The following is a 19,519-nucleotide window of genomic DNA, read 5'->3' as shown; positions in this document are numbered from 1 at the left end:
GTGGGAGACTGCGGCCGTGGTGGAGAAATCGGGTGGTCACGCCGGCCGTAGGCCGGTCCTGCTGCTGCTGCACGGCATGGGGGCGACCGGGGACGTGTGGTTGCCCTGGGCGCCGTACCTCGAGCAGCACTGGCCCGGGCGGTGGCTTGCACCGGACCTCGCCGGACACGGCTGGGCGCCGCCGCTGCCGTCGTACTCCTTCGCGGGCTTCGCCCAACAGATCGCGCAGGCCCTCGCCCCCGACGACCGGCTGGTCGTGCTCGGGCACTCGCTGGGTGGCGTGGTCGGCCTGGCGCTGGCCGCCCGCGACGCCGGAACGCCGGTGGACGCGGTGGTCGGGCTGGGCATCAAGGCGCTCTGGTCACCCGCCGAGCTGACCCGCGCCGCCGAGGTCGCCGCCCGACCGGTGAGCTGGTTCGCCAGCCGCACCGAGGCGGCTCGCCGCTACCTGCGCGTCGCCGGGCTGGCCGGCCTGGTCTCGCCGGACCACCCGGTGGTGGACGCCGGGCTGCGCCAGGTCGACGGCCGGTGGCGCCTCGCCATGGACCCGACCGCCTTCGCCGTCGGCGAGCCCGACCTGGCCGCGCTGCTGGCGGCGACCGACGTACCGGTGGTGCTGGCGCGCGGGGAGAACGACCCGATGGTCACCGACGAACAACTCAAGGAGTACGGCGTACCGGTCGCCACGCTGCCCGGCCTCGGGCACAACGCGCACGTGGAGGACCCGGCGGCGGTGCTGGCGCTGCTCGACCCCTACCGCTGAGCGGCTACGCCGGTGCGGAGGCGGTCAGTGTCTCGGCGGGCGTCAGCTCCCGGCGGGCGGCGGTCAGGAACGCCTCGGCGTACGACTCGGCCGGGAAGTCACCCAGGTAGCGGCGGCGGGTGGCCCAGCGGGCCTCGGCCAGCGGGTCGGTGTCCAACAGCGCGGTCAGCACCTCGTCCACGTTGGACATGTCCCGGCGCAGCACGTAACCCGATCCGGCCAGCGGGAACCGCTCCACGAACCGGTCGCCCTCGTCGCCCATGTCGGTGACCGCGTACGGCTTGCCGGAGTAGAGGAAGTCGGAGATCACGCCGGACACGTCGGAGACCAGCGCGTCGGCGGAGTTGACGCACTCGGTCAGGCTCAGCTCCCGGGCTGCCGCGCCGACCACGTGCTGGCGGCCGGTGCGGGCCCGGTCGGCGACGAGCAGCTCGGTCAGGCGGCCCAACTGGCGGGCCGATGCCGGGTTCTGCGCGGTGTACGGGTGGGCCCGCAGGATCACCGTCGCGCCGCGCTCCACCAGTCGGCGCAGCAGGCCCTCGGCCACCGGCAGCGAGCAGTAGTCGGCGTCGGCGTGGTGCCCCGTCCAGGTCGGGGTGTACAGCACCGTCGGGTGCGCCAACCCGCGCGTGGGCTCGGAGCCCACCTCGATCGACTCGACCTGTGGGCGACCCACCACCACGAACTTCTCCGCAGGGATCTGCACCCCGGCGCGGGCGTACCTGTCGATCGCCGCCTGCCCGGCCACGAAGATCCGGTCGAAGATCCCCGACACCGGGTTGGCGCTCGGCGCCTTGTCGCTGTCGCCGTGGTGCAGCTGGATGTGGGTGAGCTGGGTGAAGCGGACGCAGTGGCTGTTCTTCGCCCCGTGGTTGACGTAGAACGCCGCCCGCAGGCTCGGCACCAACGCCTGATCCATCGCCCCCAGGGTGGGGCAGTAGACCACCGGGGCGTCGGTGGCCGCCGCGATCGGGGCCAGGAACTCCGGCTCGCGCAGCATGACCAGAAACGTCCGGCCGATCCGTTCCAGGTACGGCAGCCACATGGTGACCTGGTATTCCGACCCGGGAGGCGCGGAGAAGTAGAGCAGGAACTCCGGCTGGTGCCGTCGCAGCGCGGCGGCCACCGACCCGCCACCGGCCCGCGGCCGGAACCGCCGCCGGGCCAGGTCCAGTGCGACAGCGCCGGCGCCCGCGCCGACCAGCAGGCTGGCGGCCAGCGCCACACCGGCCGGCAGGGCCAGCGCGGCGGCGAGCGCCAGGGCGGCGAGCAGCCCGAGCACTGCCGTGGCGAGCCGGCCGGCGATCAGCGCCGTCCAGTTGCGTACCGGCAGGTTGGCCGAACGGATCTCCAGGCTGCCGGCGGTGCGCAGCGGCCCCACCAGCAGCACCAGCCCCAGCAGGACCAGCCCGGTGGCGACCAGCGCGAGGTCGAGCCCGTCGTCCAGCCGCCGGGAGTAACCGACCAGGATCGCGGCGGCGATCAACGTGGTCTCCGCCACCAGGTCGGCGCTGGGCCGGATTCGCTGCTCAGCGGCGCAGGCGGCCAGCGCGGCGACGGCCAACGCCAGCCCCCAGCCGGTGGCGCCGGTGAGCGCCAGCACGACGAAGGCCAGCACTGCCAACCCGGTGGTCAGGCACCGGGCGGCCAGCTTTCGGACCAGGTCGCCGCGCATGTCGCTCCGTTCGTGGTTCCGCAGCCGTCGGCGTCAGTTGGCGGACGTCGCGCCGGCCGGCGTCTCGACCCGACCCGACCCGGCCTGGGCCGGCACGCTCGGCGTGGGCCCGTCGCCGGGCGCCCGGCGTACGTCGATCACCTGACCGGTCAGGTCGGAGATCAGCACGTCCAGCGACGACTGGGCGACGGCCTCCGCGGCGAGCAGGGTGTGCTCCGGCTCCTCGCCGAAGGCCTTCGTCCGCATCGGGGTGGCGGTGCGCTCCGGGTTGATGCAGTTGACACGTACGCCCACGTCGGCCCACTCGTCGGCGAGCGCCTGGGTGAGGTTGACCAGGGCGGCCTTGGTGGCCGAGTAGAGCGCGTAGCGGGCCCGGCCCCGGGTGTAGGAGCTGGAGGTGTAGAGCAGCAGTTGGCCCTTGGTCTGCTGGAGGTACGGGAGGGCCTGGCGGGCGATGGTCACCGGGCCGACGAAGTTGACCTGGAGCAGCCGGTCCATGGTCTCCTCGTCCATCTCGGCGAGGGCGCCCTTCTCCAGGATGCCGGCGGTGACCACCACGTGGTCGATCCGGCCGGTGGCCTCGAAGGCGGTCGTCAGGGCGGCCTCGACGTCCTCGGCCCGCTCCACGTGGGTGCCGGTGCTGGACCGGCTGAACGGGAAGACCTGGGCGCCGTAGCGGCGGGCCAGCTCGGTCAACTCGTGGCCGATGCCGTAGCTGCCGCCGAACACCACGATGGTGCGGCCGGTCAGCTCCTCGCTGTAGCTGCGGTGGTCGGTCAGCCGGGGCGCCTGCGCCGCGGCGAGCTGGAAGAGCTTGTCCGCCAGGTGCACGTCGACCGGGTGGGTGACCTTGATGTTCTCGTCCGAACCGTCGATCACCTTGATCGGGGTGCCGGGAAGGTAACGCAGCACCACGCCGCAGTCGTCGGTGGCGGCGAAGTCCGGGTCGTCCTCGGCGATCCGGTACGCCGCCCGGATCGTGGGGGAGCGGAACGCCTGCGGGGTCTGGCCCCGGCGCAGCCGGGAGCGCACCGGGATGTCGGTGATGCAGTCGTTGTCGTCGACCTGGATGATCGTGTCCGCGGAGGGGATGGCCACGTCCACGGCGGCGTAGCTCCAGAGCGCGTTGACGCACTCGCGCACGATCCGGCCGCTGAGCAGCGGGCGCACCGCGTCGTGGAAGAGGATGTTGCAGTCTTCCGGGCCGACGGCGTCCAGCGCGATCCGGGTGGTGGCGTTGCGGGTGTCACCGCCCTCGATCACCTTGGTGACCTTGCGCAGGCCGGCCTTCTCGACGATTTGCCGGGCGTCCTCGACGTGGCCGGTGGCCATCAGCACGATGATCTCGTCGATCTCCGGTGCCGCCTCGAAGACCGCCAGGGTGTGCTCGATGATCGGCTTACCGGCGATCTTCAGCAGCTGCTTCGGGATGCCGAGGCCCAGCCGGGTCCCGGTGCCTCCGGCCAGGACCACCGCCACTGTCCGCGAGGGCCGCCACGGCGTCTGGGTCTCCGCTTCGGCGTCCGGGCCAGTGGTCTGGTCCTGCGTCATTGCCGGATCCTCACTCTCAGGGATGCGTTAACGGAAGGTTCCGCCCGAGCGGCGACGGAATGAACCTTAACGCGCGGACCGCGTCGCCCCAACGCGGGCGACGCGGTCCTCAGGTGCCGTGTCGATGCCGGACGTTCGCCGGAACTCTACTTGCTGTTCGCGTACGCCTCGTACGCCCGGATGACCTCGTCGGTGGGGCCATCCATCCGGATGACGCCCGATTCCAGCCAGATCGTCCGTTCGCAGGTGTCCCGGACGGAGGAGAGCTGGTGGCTGACCAGGAACACCGTTCCCGCGCCCTCCCGCAGCTCCCGCACCCGCTGTTCGCTGCGCTTGCGGAAGCCCTTGTCGCCGGTGGCGAGCGCCTCGTCGATGAGCAGCACGTCGTGCTTCTTGGCGGCGGCGATGGAGAACCGCAGCCGGGCCGCCATGCCGGACGAGTACGTCCGCATCGGCAGGCTGGCGAAGTCACCCCGCTCGTTGATCCCGGAGAAGTCGATGATCCCCGCGGCCTGCTTGGCCACGTCGTCGGGGTGCATGCCCATGGCCAGGCAGCCGAGGACGACGTTGCGCTCCCCGGAGAGGTCGTTGAGCAGGGCGGCGTTGACGCCCAGCAGCGACGGCTGCCCCTGGGTGTGGATGGCGCCCCGGTTGACCGGCAGCAGGCCGGCGATGGCCCGCAGGATGGTGGACTTGCCGGAGCCGTTGCTGCCGATCAGCCCGATCGCCTCGCCCCGGTACGCGGTGAAGGAGACGCCCTTGACCGCGTGCACCTCCCGGACGTTCGGCGCGTGGGTGCGCTTGACCAGCCGGCGCAGCGCGGCGACCGGCGTGGTGCCACCGGAGGCGCCCTGGTGCACCCGGTAGATGATGTGCGCGTCGTCCACGACGACTGTCGGGATGCGTTCCTGAGTCCGGGTCATCGTCGCGCTCGCCTCGATGGGGGCGTCGAAGTGCTCAACCACGGCCGTACTCCTGTTCGCCGCGCCAGAAGTAGATGAAACCGCCGATGCCGGCCACCAGCGCCCACCCGGCGCCGACCAGCCAGAGCTGGGTCAGCGACTCGTTGAGCAGCGGTGCCTCCTCGAGCAGCGTGTACCGGGCCAGCTCGATGTAGACCAGCAGCGGGTTGTACTGGACCAGTGTCGTCGCCCAACTGGGCAGCCGTTCGAAGAGGCTGACGCTGTAGAGGACGCCGGAGCCGTACATCCAGGTGCGCATGATGAACGGCATGACCTGCTTCAGGTCGCTCGACTTGGAGCCCAGCCGGGCCACCAGCAGCACCACGCCGGCGTTGAACACCGCCTGCAGCAGCAGTGCCGGCACCAGCAGCAGCCACTCCCAGGTGAGCGGTTCGCCGGTGGCCAGCACGATGCCGATCAGGACCACCATCGACGCCAGCAGTTGCTGGAACTGCGTCATCGTCGTCGACAGCGGCAGGCTGGCCCGGGGGAAGTGCAGTGCCCGGATCAGCCCCAGGTTGCTGCTGATCGACTGGGTGCCGGCCAGGACCGCGCTCTGGGTGAAGTTGAAGATGAACAACCCGGTGGTCAGGTAGGCGATGAAGTTCGGGATGCTGTTCTGTGCGAGCACCACCCCGAAGATCAGGTAGTAGACCGCCGCGTTGGTCAGCGGGGTGAGCACCTGCCAGAGCTGACCCAGCTTGGCGTTGCTGTACGAGGCGACGAGCTTGGCGTTGGCGTACGCGGCGATGAAGTGCCGGTAGGCCCATAGTCGGCGGCTGTACTCGACGAGGCTGGGGCGCTCACCGGCGACCCGTAGCCCGTGCCGAGCGGCCAGCTGCGCCTGGGTCAGGCCCGTGTCGGGGTCGACCAGCGCGGTGGTGGCCATGGAAATGGCGCTCCGATCTTTCGTGCAGACGGGGGTTGCTCGCGACGATCGAATCCTAGTGGGAAATATGCGCGGGGCGCCGCCTCGTCGCTGCGAGGACAGTAGTCCGAAACACGTCGGGACGCAACCGTACCGTCGTTGCGCTACGCTGTCCGGCGTGACCTGCGATAAGAGCCCTCGATGACCACCGAAAAGAGGCGGGCGCCGGCTGGCGCGGCGGTGTTGCGCGACGAGATCACCACGGCGATCCGCCGCGCGCTGATGCAGGAGCTCGCCGCGGTCGGCTACGGCCGGCTCTCCATCGAGGCGGTGGCCCGGCGGGCCGGCGTCAGCAAGACGGCGATCTACCGACGCTGGAGCTCGAAGCTCGACCTGGTGCTGGAGATCGTCGCCGCCGCGGCACACGGCAAGCTCCCCGCCCTGGACACCGGCACGCTGCGCGGTGATCTCGCGTTGCTGTTCCAGGCGGTCGCGCACGCGCTCCGGCACCCACTGGCGTCGCAGATCATTCCGGACCTGCTGGCCGAGGCCGCCCGCAACCCCAGCATCGACGCCACCCTGCGTCAGGTGCTGCACGCCCGCCAGCAGGAGATCGGCGGTCGCCTGGTCACCCGTGCCGTGCAGCGTGGCGAGCTGCCCGCCGACACCGAACTGGACGCCGCCGTCGACCTCATCGTGGGGCCGCTCTACTGGCGGCTCGCCATCGCCCGGCTCCCGCTCACCGACGGTTACCTCGACAACCTGGTCGACGCCGTGGCGGCCGGGCTCGGCGCCGACAGCGCCCTGCCCCGCCCCCGGGCGGCACCGATGTCGGGTTGACCAGCCCCCGACACTCGGTCGCCGGCAGCAGCGGCCTCCCTGCCCGATTCCGCTACGCTGCCCCCTTGACACCCGGCCGTCACCGTGCCGATGCCCCTCATCCGCCTGACGAGTAAGGACGCCCGTGGCCAACGTCGACAGCATCGCCGTAGCGCCCGCCGAACCGGATCCGACGCCGCGGCCCGAGCAGGCGTCCCGGCCCGCCGACGCCCGCACCGGGCTGTCCCGGGTACGCGCGCTGGTGGCCGTCGCCCCGGCGGTGCTCACCGATGGCGCGGTGATCGCGTTCGCGCTCTTCACAGTGCTCTACCACCTGGCCTTCCTGGGTGACCTGCGTCCGTCGGTCACCTTCCGGATCTGGCTGCTGGCCTGTGTGGTGCTCGCGGTCGTGGCCGTGCTGCGTGCCCGCCGCCGCGCCCGGGCCGACAGCGCCCCGGCCGACAGTGCCCCGGTGGCACAGGAAAAGCCGGTCAGCGGGCGGCCCGCCGCCGACCGTCGCCTGCTGATCGGTGTGCTGGTCGCCGCCGCCGTGGCCGCCGTCTCCGCCGGTCTGGCCAACACCAGCGTCAACGTCTCCTGGTGGATCCCGGCCGTGTCCGGCCTGCTCGCGGCCGTCGGCGGGCTGCTGCTGGTGCGCCAGGCATGGCTGAGCGGCCCGGCGCCCACCCCGACCGTCCCGGCGCCCACCCCGGCGCAGTCGGCGTACGCGCTGGTCGTCTCGGTCCTGGTCGGCATCTCGTCGTTCTTCCTGGCCCGCAACACCCCGGACGACGTCTACTACGTCGGCAAGTCGGTGTGGATCGCCGAGCGTGACCTGATCCCGCTCAACGACTTCCTGTTCTCCGAGAACGTGCTGCCACCGATGGGCTCGCAGCCGCCCATCCCGTCGATCGAGGTCTTCGACGGCGCGTTCGCCAACGTCTTCGGCATCCACGCCAGCTCGGCCCTCTGGTACGTGCTGCTGCCGATCATGACGGTGCTCGCGGCGCTGGCGCTGTGGCGGCTGACGCACCGGTGGGCCCCGCGCCGTCCGGTGCTCGCCTTCACAGTGGCTGTCGCGTACCTCTACCTCGTCGCGGGCGGGGACGCCGCACTGGGCACGTTCCACATTCCCCGGATGCACGAGGGCAAGGGCATGTTCGTCTCGGCGGTCATCCCGCTGATGTGGCTCTACCTGACCGAGTGGTTCGACAACCGCTCGCGGCGCAGCCTGCTGCTCATCGTGGCGCTCTCCATCACCGCGATCGGGCTCACCAACACCGCGGCGATCATCCTGCCGATGCTGGTCGGCGCCGCCGGCTTCGCCATGCTGCTGGTCGGCCGGTGGAAGGCGGCCGTCGTCGCGGCGGTCGCTGCCCTCGCGTACCCGATCGGCTCGCTGGTGGTCTCCCGCCTGGTGCTCGGCGGTATGAGCGCGACCGGCGCGGACGACGTCTTCTTCGACGCGGCGTCCACCTACCGGCGGACCCTGCTGTTCGGCGTGGTCGGGGTGATCAGCGGTCTGGCGCTGTGGTGCGGCGCGTTGATCGCCCGTCGACGTACGCCCGCGCTGCTCGCCGCCGGTGCCGCCCTCGCGTTGAGCGTGTTGTTCGTGCCCGGCGTCCTGGAGCTGCTGAGCGCGTTGAGCGGCATCTCGGTGGTGCTCTGGCGCGTGCCGTGGCTGCTCGCCCTGCCGACGCTGATCGGTCTGCTCTGCACAGTGAATGTGCCGGCACCGACCCGGGCGCTGCGCCGGGCGGCGTCCGGGGGAATCGCGGTGCTGCTGGTCGCCTCGTTCGCGCTGTTCGCCACCCCGATGTGGTCGCCGAAGAGCTGGGTCGACGTGCACGACCGCCCCACCTGGAAGCTTCCGCAGCAGCGTCAGGCGATCGCGTTCTGGATCAAGGACCTGGACCGCCCGCAGGGCCTGCTGCTCGCCCCGAAGACGATCATGCGCACCACGCCGATCGTCACCAGCAGGGTCCGGGTCGTCCTGCCCCGCGACTTCTACCTCGTCGAGTACGACCTCAGCTCCCAGTTCGCCAAGGACCGACTGCTGCTCGCCGGCTTCGCGGACGGCACCGCCAGCCCGACGCCGGCCGAGTTGAAGCCGGCACTGGACCGCCTCGACGTGGGCACCATCTGCGTCTACAACGGCAACCGGTACGCCCGCGACACCGCGCCGCAGCTGGGCTACCAGGAGTTCGCCAAGCGCAAGGCTCCCGGCGCGATGACCTGCTTCCGGCGGGTCGGCTGAGCGCTTCACCCGCACCGAGCGCCCGGCCCCGTGGTGGGGTCGGGCGCGCCCCGGGGCGGAACTTTGCCCGAAATGGTGCCGGATACCCGAGCGACACCGAGCTGTCCCCTCGCGTTAAGGTCGCAGTCACACGCAGCCGGCCGCTACTGAGCCGCTGTGCGACGGGGGAGTGACGTCGGTCCATCACGGGCACCGCCCGCAACGAAATCTCGTAGGGAGCGAACTCGTTTGTTCGGCACGTTGACAGGACGCCTCGGAGTGGCCGCCCAGAGTGCGCTACTGGTTCTGGCCTACCTGGTCATGCTCGTCGGTGGCGTATTCGGTTGGATCGGCCTGTTCGCCGTCGCCGGGTTGGCCGCCATCTTCGGTGAGTTCGCCGTCGCCCGCTGGTCACCGCCGTCGCAGCTGCTGTTGGAGAAGGTGGGCCTGCACTGGTCGTACCGGCAGCTGACCCGGGACCTCGCCGCCGTGTTGCTGGTCGTCGCCGAGGTGCGGCTCAGCGGTGGCGAGCTGACCCTGCTGCTGGTGCTGCCCGCCGCGGTGTGGGTCGTGTCGGTCTTCGCCGGTGCGCTCTCCACCATGATCGAGCGGCGTAACCCGCTCTCCGCCATGGTGCGCAACATCGAGCTGGGTCCACTGTCCAGCGCCCCCCAACCGCCCGCCTGGGCGGCGGCGGTCGCCGGTGACCGGATGCCGCTGCTCAACCTGCTGCTGGTGCCGGCCGGCGTGGCCGCCGCTGTGCAGCACGATCCGACGCCGTTCTTCGCGGCCGGAGCGGTGGCGGTCGTGGCGACCGGTCTGGTGGGCGCCATCATCGCGCTGACCTGGCTCCGGGGCCGGGGCGCCGGGCAGGGCCCGCTGCTGCCGGCGGTCCAGCGCTGGCTGGACAACTACCGGCCGGAGGTGGCGCTCTACTTCGCCGGCCCGGCCAAGGACGTCTACCAGGCGAACATGTGGCTCGCCCCGACCGAGGCGCTCCAGCAGCGCGCGGTGGTGCTGATGCGCAGCCGGGAAGCGTTCCTGGAGCTGGCCGACACCCGGCTGCCGGTGATCTGCGTACCGGCCGGGGTCGACTTCATGAACCTCGACCTCGGCGGCATCCGCGCGGCGCTCTACTCCGCCAACGTCGGCGCGAACATCCACATGCTCCGCGAGCCGGGTACGAAGCACGTCTTCGTCGGGCACGGCGACAGCGACAAGCAGGCCAGCGTCAACCCCTACAGCAAGGTGTACGACGAGGTCTGGGTCGCCGGCCTGGCCGGCCGGGAGCGCTACGCGCGGGCCGGCGTGGGTGTGCTCGACTCGGACATCGTCGAGATCGGCCGGCCGCAACTCGCCGGTGTGCACACCTTCGGCGCCGAGTCGGTGGACCGACCGTTCACAGTGCTCTACGCGCCCACCTGGGAGGGCTGGCTCGACGACGACCCGTACCACACCTCGCTGGTGCTGATGGGTGAGCGGATCGTCAAGGGGCTGCTCGCCACGAATCCCCGGGTCCGTCTGATCTACAAGCCGCACCCGCTCACCGGGTCACGGTCCAAAATGGCGAAGGCCGTGCACGAGCGGATCGTCACGGCGATCCGCGCCGCCGGCGGCAACCCGGACGCGTCCTCGCTGGACGGCACCGCGCACCTGGTGGTCACCGGCCGCACGCCGGCGCTGTTCGACTGCTTCAACCAGACCGACCTGCTGATCAGCGACGTGTCCAGTGTGGTGTCCGACTTCGTGCAGAGTCAGCGGCCGTACGTGGTGGCCAACCCGGCCGGCCTGTCCGAGGACGACTTCCGCCGTGAGTACCCGACGGCGCGGGCCGCGTACCTGCTTTCCAAGGACTGCGGCGAGCTGGAGAAGATCGTGTCGGTCACCCGGGCCGGCGACGACCCGATGACCGAGGCCCGCCGGGAGCTGAAGACCTACCTGCTCGGCCCCGCCGAGGCGAACCCGATGGACCGGTTCCAGGAGGAGATCGACCGGCTCTGCCACTGAGCCCCGTCCGCACGGCATCGCGCCCGGCCCGACACCGTCGGGCCGGGCGCGCGCGTGTCAGCCCAGCAGTGCGCCGACGGGTCAGCCCAGCAGGGCGGCCACCGCGTCGGCCACCGGAAGGTCCGCGGGCAACGCCCGCGCCGCCGCCACCGCCGCGACCGGCAGCGGGCCGTACAGGTGCGGGAAGAGTTGACCGCCGCGCGACGGCTCCCACCGCAGCGCGTCACCCAGCCGCTCCTCCTCGACGCTGAGCACTGTCAACCCGGTCGCCCCGGTGAAGTACCGCCGCGCCGTCTCCACCACCTGGTCGCCGCCGGAGAGGTGGATGAAGCCGTCCTGCCGGTCCACGGCGGAGCCGGCGAAGGCGCCGGCGGCGAGCGCGTCGTCCCATTCCGCGTTCGACAGCAGTTTGTAGATCACCACAGCAGCGTACGGGGCCGCCGTGGGCGCGCCCGCCCGGTTTTCGCCGGTACCGCAGCGCCCGTCGCCTCCCGCCGGGCATGCTCAGGTCAAGGGCCGCGGAGGGATGGGCGATGCAGAGCTACGACGACGACTGGACCGACAGCCAGCGCGCGCTGTACGACGAGTGCTACCGGGCCGGTGGCGAGTGGGCCGACGACCCGGACACGTCGTCCGACGACGTACAGCACGTGATAAACCTGGCCGAGGCGGACGACGACGCCTTCGAGGACGCCGAGATCGACTATCCGGCCCTGGTCGACGCTGTCACCCAGGCCAGCGGGGTCAACGTCACCAGCGTGCCGGCCAGCCACGAGGACCCGGGCTTCCGCGGGTTCACCGACGGCGTCCGGGACGCCGTCGCCGACGACACCTTCGGTCTGTAGCGGCCGGTAGCCCGTCCGGCGCGGGCGGGCGGCCTCCCGGTCCGCGCGCACTTCTGCCACCATTCGCAGGACAGCGCTGCGACGGACGGGGGCACGGGTGCGGATCCTGCTGGTGGAGGACGACCGCCGGGTGGCCGCTGCGCTGTCCTCCGCCCTCACCCGCCGGGGGTACGAGGTCGAGCACGCGGCCACCGTCGCCGCCGCGCTCTCCGCCGCCCCCTGTGACCTGGTGCTGCTCGACCTGACCCTGCCCGACGGGGACGGCACCGACCTGTGCCGGGAGCTGCGTCGCCGCAGCAGTCAGCTCGGCATCATCGCGGTGACGGCCCGGGGTGAGGAACGTGACCGGGTGCTGGGTCTGCGCCTGGGCGCGGACGACTACGTGGTCAAGCCGTTCTCGATGGTGGAGTTGCAGGCCCGGATCGAGGCGGTGCTGCGCCGTGCCGCGAACGCCGCGCCCGAGCGGCACCTCATCGAGGCCGGGCCGGTCCGCATCGACGTGGCCGCGCGGACGGTGACCGTCGACGGCCGTGCCGTCACGTTGACCCGCAAGGAGTTCGACGTGCTGCTCTCGCTGGCCCGCCAGCCCGGGGTGGCGGTGCCCCGCGACCGGATCCTGCTCGACGCCTGGGGCACCACCTGGGCCGACCGGCACACCGTCGAGGTGCACGTCGGGTCGCTGCGCGGCAAGCTCGGCGACGCCCGCCTGGTGGAGACCGTGCGCGGCGTCGGCTACCGGCTGCGCGACGCGTGAGGAGCTGACGTGCGCCGCCGCCTGGTGATCAGCTATCTGCTGCTGATGGTCCTCGTCCTCATCGCGTTGGAGACGCCACTGGCCGCCACCATGGCCAGCCGCGAGACCGAACGGGTCCGCGCCGACCGGCTCGCCGACGCCACCCGGTTCGCCTCGCTGGCCGGGCCGGCGTTGCGCGACGGTGGCCCCGGCCCGATCGAGTCGGAGCTGACCAGCTACGACGACCTGTACGCGATCGGCGCCGCGATCGTCGACCGGGACCGCAACATCACTGTCTCGTCGCCGAGGTGGCAGCCCAGCCCGGGGACCGCGACGGTGCTGGACGTCGCGCTGTCCGGGCAGCAGACCAGCGCCCCCGAGTCGGTCTGGCCCTGGACGACCGACCCGGTGGTGGTGTCGGTGCCGATCAACGACGGAGGTGAGGTGCTCGGCGCGGTGGTGATCGTGACCCCGGCCGGCCCGATCCGCCGAGCCGTCGTCGCGTGGTGGCTGCTGCTCGCCCTGGCCGGCCTGCTCGCCGTGCTGGCCTGCGTGCTCACCGCGTTCGGGCTGGCCGGTTGGGTGCTGCGCCCGGTCACCGAACTGGACGCGGTCACCCACGAGATCGCCGAGGGCGACCGGGGCGCCCGGGTGCAGCACCGGCTGGGACCGCCGGAGCTGCGCCGCCTCGCGGCCAGCTTCAACCACATGGCCGACGTGGTCTCCGACGTGATGGACCGGCAGCGCGCCTTCGTCGCGCACGCCAGCCACCAACTGCGCAACCCGCTCACCGCGCTGCGTCTGCGGGTGGAGGAGTTGGGGCCCAGCCTCACCGACCCGGACGGTCGGTCCGAGCACCGGCTGGCCCTGGAGGAGACCGACCGGCTGGCGCTGGTGCTCGACGCGCTGCTCACCCTCGCCCGGGCCGAACGGGAGCAGAACGAGCGCGTCACAGTGGACGCCGCCGCGGTGGCCGCCTCCCGGGTGGCCGCGTGGGCGCCGCTGGCCCGGCACCGGTCGGTCGCGTTGCGGCTGGCCACGAGCGACGCCCCGGCGTACGCCCAGACCGTGCCGACCGCCGTCGACCAGGCGCTGGACGCGCTCATCGACAACGCGGTGAAGTTCAGCGGGGCGGGCGGGGCGGTGACGGTGACGGTGGCCCGCCGCGACGGCGGAGTGGCGCTGGAGGTACGCGACTCCGGCCCCGGCATGACCGAGAGTCAGCTCGGCCAGGCGACCGAGCGGTTCTGGCGGGCCCCGGACGCGCAGAACGTGGACGGCGCGGGGCTCGGCCTGACCATCGCCGCAGTGCTCGTGGACGCGTCGGACGGGCGGCTCACCATGCGCCCGGGGGAGTCGCGGGGGCTGGTCGCCGCCCTGTGGTTCCCGACGCCGGCCGTCGCGGTGGAGTCGGCGGACGAGGAACCGGCCGCCGACCTGCACACCTCTCCGGCGCGGTGAGGCCCGGCCGTCACGGTTTGGTGGCGCGGTACCAGGCGGCCGCGCCCGGGTGCAGCGACAGCGGCGCGGTGACGATCGCCGAGCGGGGGCTCATCCGTCCCGCCGCCGGATGGGCGGCGGCCAGCTCGGCCCGGCGTTCCATCAGCAGCCGGGTCACCTCACGGACCAACGGCTCCGGCAGGTTGGCCCGGACGATCAGGTAGTTCGGGTCGGCCACCGTGGTCACCGCGTCCACCCCGTAGACCGAGCGGGGGATGTCCCGGGAGACGTAGACCTGGCCGTAGCGCGAGCGCAGCGGCTCGGTCAACTCGCTGAGGTCCACGATCCGGATGGCGCTGGCCCTGGCCAGCTCCTCGATGCCCCGGACCGGCAACCCGCCGGAGAAGAAGAACGCGTCGATCCGGCCGGAGCGCAGGGCCGTCACCGAGTCGTCCAGACCGAGCCGTTCGCGGCGCACCTCGTCGCCACCGAGGCGGGCCACCTCCAGCAGCCGGGTCACGGTGATCTCGGTGCCCGAGCCGGGGGCGCCGACGGAGACTCGCCGGCCGCGCAGGTCGGCGACAGTGCGGACCGGACCGCCGCTCGTGGTGACCAGGTGCAATTGGTCGTCGTACACCCGGGCGACGGCGTTGACAGTGGGGCTTCCCGTCGTGCCGGTGGGCAGCACGTCGGCCTGGGTGAAGCCCAGCTCGGCCCCGCCGGAGCCGACGAGCTGGACGTTCTCCGCCGAGGCGGCGGTGATCACCACGCTGGCCCGTACGTCGGGGAGTTCCCGGTTGAGGATGGCCGCCAGGGACTGCCCGAACGCGTAGTAGACCGCTGTGGGGCTGCCGGTGGCGATCCGGATCGACGTCGGCTCGGTCGGGGCGTCCCGGCAACTGGCGACGGCCAGGTTCGCGATCAGCAGCACCGTCGACAGGGCGGCCAGGCCGGCGCGGCTGGACGAGGTACGACTCACGCGGTGCACTGTGCGCCGTCGGGCGGGTGCGCGCAAGCCCGGGCCACCGCAACTCGATCAGCAGGCCGTGCGCCGTGCCGGCGCCACGACCACACCCCGCGCCGACGCCGAGATCCCCCCGCGCGTCGTCGCCGTCGCGGGCACGGCCATCGGGCCGCGCGCCGCCTCCAACGCCGCGCTGCGCAGGATCCGCTGCCGGTCCGGGCCGTCGGCCACGCTGACCAGGAAGCAGCCGGTGCCGGGGCGGAGCCGGGCCGGCACGTCGAGCACTGCCGCACCCCGGATCAGCACCGCTGCCAACTCCCTGTCGGTGAGCCGGACACCGAGGATGTGCCGGCGGACGTGCCGCCCGGCGGCCAGCAGCGCCGAGCGCCAGGCCGCCTCCGCCAGACGGGTCACCAACCGCCGGCGGGCCGGCGAGGCGCCGGGCAGCGGCCCGCCGAGCAGCTCACGCCGCCCCTGCCGCCAGCCCGCGTCCAACATCCGGGCGTACGCGCCCTGGTGCTCTCGGGGCACCCACAGCCGGTGCAGCTCGTAGCGGCGGCGCAGGCCGCCGACGGCCACCTCGTGGCTGACCGGGATGTCCAGTCGGGCGAGCAGTTGCCGCATCCGCTGCGCGGCGTCCTCCCGGTTGAACTCCACCGCGGGGGTGTGCTCGGCACGGGCCGCGCTCGGCCGGGCGGCGGTCGGTGGCGGCGTGCAACGCTGCAGGCAGGCAGCCTCGAACGCGTCGCCCAGTGTCAGCCAGCCCAGCGGGGCCGGAGGCGTCGGGGTGTGGGGCCGGTCGAGCAGGGCGGGTTCGCGGGTCAACGGAGGCTCCCTTGTCGGAGTCTGGGTTGCCTTACCGTGGCCCCTGTCACGCCGTTACGGAACTCCTCCGGCCCAGCCTTGAGCAAATCTTGCGGCTGCCGCGTCCCTACAGGTCGGTGACCACCAGATCCACCTGCCGCACCCTGCCCGCGGCGGTGGCCTGCTCCAGCACTGTGTGCTTCAACTCCCGCAGGGTGCCCACCAGCTCCGCGGCGGTGCGCGGCCGGGCGCCGGCGACGAGCAGGTCCCGGACCAGCCGCCCCTTGGTCGCCTTGTTGAAGTGGCTGACCACCGAGCGGACCGGCACGCCGTCGACCTCCCGCTCGTGCAGGACCCGCACGGTGACCGTCCGCTCGGCCAGTTCCCCGCGCGGCGTCCAGGTGGCCGCGTACGCGCCGGAGCGCAGGTCCAGCACCGGGCCGCGACCGGCGGCGCCGTCCACCGTCGGGGTCAGCTCCCTACGCCAGTACGTCGACAGCGCCCCGACGTCGGGCAGGCGGGCGCCGATCGGGCAGCGGTACGGCGGGATCCGGTCGGCCAACCGGACTGCGCCCCACAGCCCGGAGCTGATCAGGATCGACCGGCGGGCCGCCCGTTGCGCCGTGGCCGGCAACGAGGCCAGGTCCAGCGCCTCGTAGAGCACCCCGGTATAGAGCCGCTCGGCCGGCGCGGTGGCCGCCTCCCGCAGTCGGGCGTTGCGCCGCAGCTCGCCCCGCTGGCCCTCGCTGAGGCCGAGCGCCGCCCGCGCGGCCTCCTCGTCCGGCCCGGCGCTCAGCGTCACCAGGGCGTCCAGCACCCGCTCGCGGGCCGGGTTCAACTCGGGCAGCGAGAGCCGGTCCGGGGCCCAGCGCCGTCCGGTGCCGGCGTCGGCCTTCCCCTCCGAGGGCGGCAGCAGGATGAGCATGGGTCTCCTCGACGGGCGAAACGGCGGCGCCCCTCGCGCCGGCCCGGCCAGCGTACGACCAGCCCCTACCGCCAGGGCCGCACCGGGGTCTCGGGGTGGTACACGCGATAGCCGCCGACCTCCCGCACCGGCGTGGCGTCGGCCCGGTCGGCGAGCAACCGGCGCAACCGCCGGTCCATCGGCGAGTCGGCCTCCACCACGTAGCCCGGCCGCTCGGCCCGCCCCACCTGCCGCCAGTACGGCCGGTAGCGGTTCTGCCCGGGGGACAGGTCGCCGTCGAGCACCCCGCAGACCACCGACTCGTCCGTGTTGAAGATCAACCGGTTGCAGGTCCAGTAGTCCCCGTACACCTCGTGGGGTCCGTCGGCGCGCAGCGCGGTGGCCAACTCCCGGGCCTGGCGCTCCTCGGTCCGCGACGCCGCGGTGCCGGTGGCCGCGAAGAGCACGGTGACCACCAGCGTGCTCACTGTCAGCGCCGCCAGCACGGCGGCGGACAGCGCGCCGGTGAACCGCCCCAGTGCGCTGCTGGTGCCCCGCCATGCGGTCAGCGCCGCCACCCAGAGCGGCCAGAGCACCGCCGGCAGCGACAGTTGCAGCACCGACAGGTACCGGGCGTTGTCCAGCGGACTGGTCGCGGCGAGCGGGCTGCGCACGTACGACAGCAGTGTCAACGCCGCGCCGGCGACCAGCGCGAGCTGCACGACCGGCCCGACCCGCTCCGCACGCAGCGCCCCGGCCCGTTCCCCACCCGGCGCCCCGGCGGCTCGACGGTACGCGAGCACCGCGAGTGCGGCGCCGGCCAGGAGCAGCAGCGGGTACAGCACGCCGAACCACTGTTGCCAGCGTCCGCAGCCGTCCACCGGGCAGAGCCCGTGCGCCAGCGGCACCCCCTCCAGCAGGCCGCCCCGGACCCGGTCGGACCACGGCGGTTGCGGCCCGGCCTTGGTGCTGACCTCCCGGAACACCGACAGTGAGTCCTCACCGGGCCCGGCCCGCAGGTTGTCGACGATCATCGGGGCCACGCCGACGACCACCCCCGCCACCAGCAGCAGGCCGGCCCAGCCGAAGAGCTCCCGCCGCACCGCCCAGACCAGGGCCAGCCCGGCCACCGCGAGGTACGGCAGGATCAGCCAGTCCGACCAGACGGACAGCCCGACGAGCAGCCCGAACAGGCCGATCGCGAGCCGTCGGCGGTGGACCGTGCCGACGGCCAACCCCACGGTGATCAGCAGCATCAGCAGCACCGCCGGCTTCACCTCGGGCCGCCCACCGACGACGGTGAGCTGGTCACGCACCACCCGCTCCGGGCCGAGCGCGAGCAGGCCCACCACGAAGGCGGCGAACCACGGGGTGCCGAGCCGGCGGGTCAACCGGTGGATCAGGTAGAGGAAGACCGCGTAGAGGGCGAGCATCGGCAGCCGCAGCACCGGCCAGCTCGGCCCGAACACCGCCACCAGGGGAGCGGCCAGATACGACTCCAACATCCCCATGTAGTGCTGGCCGTAGAGGAAGACCGGGTGTTCCCGGCCCTGCCCGATGTGCAGGGCGGCGAGGCCGAAGGTCGCCTCGTCGCTGTTCGACACCGGCACCGTGAAGAGCGTCAGGACCAGCCGGTAGACGACACCGACGAGCCCGAACAGCAGCGCGACGAGCGCCGGCCGGTCGAGTCGCGGACGCCATCGCCCGCGGTGCTGCTCTGGATGCGACACGACCAACGCCCCCGTCGTCGTCCCGACCGGAGTGTTTCACGTTCGGCCGGGCCGCCGAGGCGGATCCGCGTAGCCGGTTCGGCCGGGATCGGCTCCGCGGTGGGCGGGTCGGATCGGCGCAGCCGAGGTTGGCTCGCGTGGCCGTGGCTGTCGACGTGTGGCAGGGTTGGCGCGTGCCACCCACTCCCGCCGGCCAACTGGCCGTTCCGAACCTGCACCGGGCTGCGCGGATCGAGGACGCCGTGCACCAGCTCGTCGAGCGCCGGCTGCGGCGCACCGGCTGGCGGGTCAACATCGTCGCGTACACCGGCTATGGCGCGCCGGGTTGGGTGCGGGTGATGTGCCGGGTGCTGCTGGGCCGTCCGGACACCCGCCAGCGGGGTCGGCTGGACAAGGTCCGCGGCTGGCGCAGCTTCACCACGCTGCCCGCCAAGCACGTCACTGTGACCATCGAGGCCGGCGGGGTGTGCCACGAGACGCGGGCCGACCGCAGCGGCTTCGTCGACACGCTGGTCGAGGCGGACCTGCCGCCCGGTTGGGGCACGGTCCGGCTCAGCGTCCCGGACGCCGAGGCGGTCGACGCCCCGGTGCGCATCCTCGACCCGGACGTCAAGTTCGGCATCATCTCCGACATCGACGACACGGTGATGGTGACCGCGCTGCCCCGGCCACTGCTCGCCGCGTGGAACACGTTCGTGCTCGACGAGCACGCCCGCGCGGCAGTGCCCGGCATGGCGGTGCTCTACGAGCGACTGGTCACCGCGCACCCCGGCGCGCCGGTCTTCTACCTCTCCACCGGTGCGTGGAACGTGGCGCCCACGCTGACCCGATTCCTGTCCCGGCACCTCTACCCGGCCGGGCCGCTGTTGCTCACCGACTGGGGTCCGACCGCCGACCGCTGGTTCCGCAGCGGAATGGAACACAAGCGGGTCACCCTGGCCCGGCTTGCCAAGGAGTTCCCCGACGTGCGCTGGCTGCTGGTCGGCGACGACGGCCAGCACGACCAGGAGATCTACCGGGAGTTCGCCGCCGCCCACCCGGAGAACGTCGCCGGGGTGGCGATCCGCCGACTCTCCCCGACCCAGTCGGTGCTGGCCGGCACCCTGCCCGCCCCGGCTGGGCGCCCGTCGTCGGGGCCGGTGGGGCAGAAGTGGCTGTCCGCCCCGGACGGCGCCGGCCTGTGGCAGTTGCTCCGCGACGCCGGCCTGGTCTGACCGG

Annotated in this window: 17 protein-coding genes; 8 read left to right on the top strand and 9 right to left on the bottom strand. The window is 72.8% G+C overall.

What is annotated here, in order from left to right:
• Positions 1 to 16 precede the first annotated feature (16 nt).
• On the top strand, positions 17 to 763 hold the full coding sequence (locus OH804_RS17755) for an alpha/beta hydrolase (RefSeq protein WP_406058205.1): 747 nt from the start codon (positions 17 to 19) through the stop codon (positions 761 to 763).
• Positions 764 to 767: 4 nt separating this feature from the next.
• Here OH804_RS17755 and OH804_RS17750 read toward each other — a convergent pair whose 3' ends face one another.
• From OH804_RS17750 to OH804_RS17735, 4 genes are all read right to left on the bottom strand, one after another.
• Complete coding sequence (locus tag OH804_RS17750) at positions 768 to 2,438, bottom strand: CDP-glycerol glycerophosphotransferase family protein (protein ID WP_406058203.1); 1,671 nt, start codon at positions 2,436 to 2,438, stop codon at positions 768 to 770.
• A 33-nt stretch (positions 2,439 to 2,471) separates the two neighbouring features.
• Positions 2,472 to 3,989: a bifunctional cytidylyltransferase/SDR family oxidoreductase gene (locus tag OH804_RS17745; RefSeq protein WP_196922077.1), complete on the bottom strand. Its 1,518-nt coding sequence runs from the start codon at positions 3,987 to 3,989 to the stop codon at positions 2,472 to 2,474.
• Between the two features lie 146 nt (positions 3,990 to 4,135).
• A complete protein-coding gene (locus OH804_RS17740; RefSeq protein ID WP_124778207.1) occupies positions 4,136 to 4,912 on the bottom strand; it encodes an ABC transporter ATP-binding protein in 777 nt (258 codons plus the stop codon).
• A gap of 34 nt (positions 4,913 to 4,946) precedes the next feature.
• Entirely contained in the window at positions 4,947 to 5,840 is an 894-nt protein-coding gene (locus tag OH804_RS17735) for an ABC transporter permease (RefSeq protein WP_196922078.1), read from the bottom strand.
• A gap of 180 nt (positions 5,841 to 6,020) precedes the next feature.
• Between OH804_RS17735 and OH804_RS17730 the strand changes: the two genes are divergently transcribed.
• The 3 genes from OH804_RS17730 to OH804_RS17720 all read left to right on the top strand — a co-directional run bounded on the left by OH804_RS17730 (position 6,021) and on the right by OH804_RS17720 (position 10,881).
• Positions 6,021 to 6,659, top strand: a complete 639-nt coding sequence (locus tag OH804_RS17730) for a TetR/AcrR family transcriptional regulator (protein ID WP_196922079.1) — start codon at positions 6,021 to 6,023, stop codon at positions 6,657 to 6,659.
• A gap of 124 nt (positions 6,660 to 6,783) precedes the next feature.
• Positions 6,784 to 8,895: a DUF6077 domain-containing protein gene (locus tag OH804_RS17725; RefSeq protein WP_406058200.1), complete on the top strand. Its 2,112-nt coding sequence runs from the start codon at positions 6,784 to 6,786 to the stop codon at positions 8,893 to 8,895.
• A gap of 228 nt (positions 8,896 to 9,123) precedes the next feature.
• A complete protein-coding gene (locus OH804_RS17720; RefSeq protein ID WP_196922081.1) occupies positions 9,124 to 10,881 on the top strand; it encodes a CDP-glycerol glycerophosphotransferase family protein in 1,758 nt (585 codons plus the stop codon).
• A gap of 81 nt (positions 10,882 to 10,962) precedes the next feature.
• Here OH804_RS17720 and OH804_RS17715 read toward each other — a convergent pair whose 3' ends face one another.
• Positions 10,963 to 11,301, bottom strand: a complete 339-nt coding sequence (locus tag OH804_RS17715) for a DUF952 domain-containing protein (RefSeq protein WP_196922082.1) — start codon at positions 11,299 to 11,301, stop codon at positions 10,963 to 10,965.
• 113 nt (positions 11,302 to 11,414) lie between these two features.
• On the opposite strand from OH804_RS17715, the gene OH804_RS17710 reads away from it, so the two are divergent.
• The 3 genes from OH804_RS17710 to OH804_RS17700 all read left to right on the top strand — a co-directional run bounded on the left by OH804_RS17710 (position 11,415) and on the right by OH804_RS17700 (position 13,920).
• Positions 11,415 to 11,726 carry a hypothetical protein gene (locus OH804_RS17710; RefSeq protein WP_196922083.1) on the top strand — a complete coding sequence of 104 codons (312 nt, stop codon included), beginning with the start codon at positions 11,415 to 11,417 and terminating at the stop codon, positions 11,724 to 11,726.
• 97 nt (positions 11,727 to 11,823) lie between these two features.
• The gene (locus OH804_RS17705; protein WP_091401433.1) at positions 11,824 to 12,480 is read left to right on the top strand and encodes a response regulator transcription factor; all 657 of its coding nucleotides are present in this window, start codon (positions 11,824 to 11,826) and stop codon (positions 12,478 to 12,480) included.
• A 9-nt stretch (positions 12,481 to 12,489) separates the two neighbouring features.
• Positions 12,490 to 13,920, top strand: a complete 1,431-nt coding sequence (locus tag OH804_RS17700) for a HAMP domain-containing sensor histidine kinase (protein WP_196922084.1) — start codon at positions 12,490 to 12,492, stop codon at positions 13,918 to 13,920.
• Between the two features lie 10 nt (positions 13,921 to 13,930).
• On the opposite strand, the gene OH804_RS17695 is transcribed toward OH804_RS17700, so the two are convergent.
• The 4 genes from OH804_RS17695 to OH804_RS17680 all read right to left on the bottom strand — a co-directional run bounded on the left by OH804_RS17695 (position 13,931) and on the right by OH804_RS17680 (position 18,301).
• Complete coding sequence (locus tag OH804_RS17695; protein ID WP_372433043.1) at positions 13,931 to 14,830, bottom strand: TAXI family TRAP transporter solute-binding subunit; 900 nt, start codon at positions 14,828 to 14,830, stop codon at positions 13,931 to 13,933.
• 105 nt (positions 14,831 to 14,935) lie between these two features.
• Positions 14,936 to 15,688, bottom strand: coding sequence for a hypothetical protein (locus tag OH804_RS17690; RefSeq protein ID WP_406058196.1), 753 nt, complete (start codon positions 15,686 to 15,688; stop codon positions 14,936 to 14,938).
• A gap of 106 nt (positions 15,689 to 15,794) precedes the next feature.
• Entirely contained in the window at positions 15,795 to 16,592 is a 798-nt protein-coding gene (yaaA, locus tag OH804_RS17685) for a peroxide stress protein YaaA (protein ID WP_406058194.1), read from the bottom strand.
• Between the two features lie 65 nt (positions 16,593 to 16,657).
• Positions 16,658 to 18,301 (bottom strand): ArnT family glycosyltransferase, encoded by a 1,644-nt coding sequence (locus OH804_RS17680; protein WP_406058192.1) that lies wholly within the window; start codon positions 18,299 to 18,301, stop codon positions 16,658 to 16,660.
• A gap of 173 nt (positions 18,302 to 18,474) precedes the next feature.
• Between OH804_RS17680 and OH804_RS17675 the strand changes: the two genes are divergently transcribed.
• Positions 18,475 to 19,515, top strand: a complete 1,041-nt coding sequence (locus OH804_RS17675) for an App1 family protein (protein ID WP_406066575.1) — start codon at positions 18,475 to 18,477, stop codon at positions 19,513 to 19,515.
• The last annotated feature ends 4 nt before the right edge of the window (positions 19,516 to 19,519 follow it).

Source organism: Micromonospora sp. NBC_00860, from assembly GCF_045207375.1.
GTDB classification, from domain to species: Bacteria; Actinomycetota; Actinomycetes; order Mycobacteriales; family Micromonosporaceae; genus Micromonospora; species Micromonospora vinacea.
Note: the sequence above shows the minus strand (reverse complement) of the source record. Positions and strands in the feature narration are given on the sequence as shown.

What these genes read in the sequence shown, in the direction of transcription:
- OH804_RS17735 (WP_196922078.1), bottom strand. Translation starts at nt 5,840, where the DNA reads ATGGCCACCACCGCGCTGGTCGACCCCGACACGGGCCTGACCCAGGCG.
- OH804_RS17730 (WP_196922079.1), top strand. Translation starts at nt 6,021, where the DNA reads ATGACCACCGAAAAGAGGCGGGCGCCGGCTGGCGCGGCGGTGTTGCGC.
- yaaA (WP_406058194.1), bottom strand. Translation starts at nt 16,592, where the DNA reads ATGCTCATCCTGCTGCCGCCCTCGGAGGGGAAGGCCGACGCCGGCACC.
- OH804_RS17750 (WP_406058203.1), bottom strand. Translation starts at nt 2,438, where the DNA reads ATGCGCGGCGACCTGGTCCGAAAGCTGGCCGCCCGGTGCCTGACCACC.
- OH804_RS17745 (WP_196922077.1), bottom strand. Translation starts at nt 3,989, where the DNA reads ATGACGCAGGACCAGACCACTGGCCCGGACGCCGAAGCGGAGACCCAG.
- OH804_RS17710 (WP_196922083.1), top strand. Translation starts at nt 11,415, where the DNA reads ATGCAGAGCTACGACGACGACTGGACCGACAGCCAGCGCGCGCTGTAC.
- OH804_RS17740 (WP_124778207.1), bottom strand. Translation starts at nt 4,912, where the DNA reads ATGACCCGGACTCAGGAACGCATCCCGACAGTCGTCGTGGACGACGCG.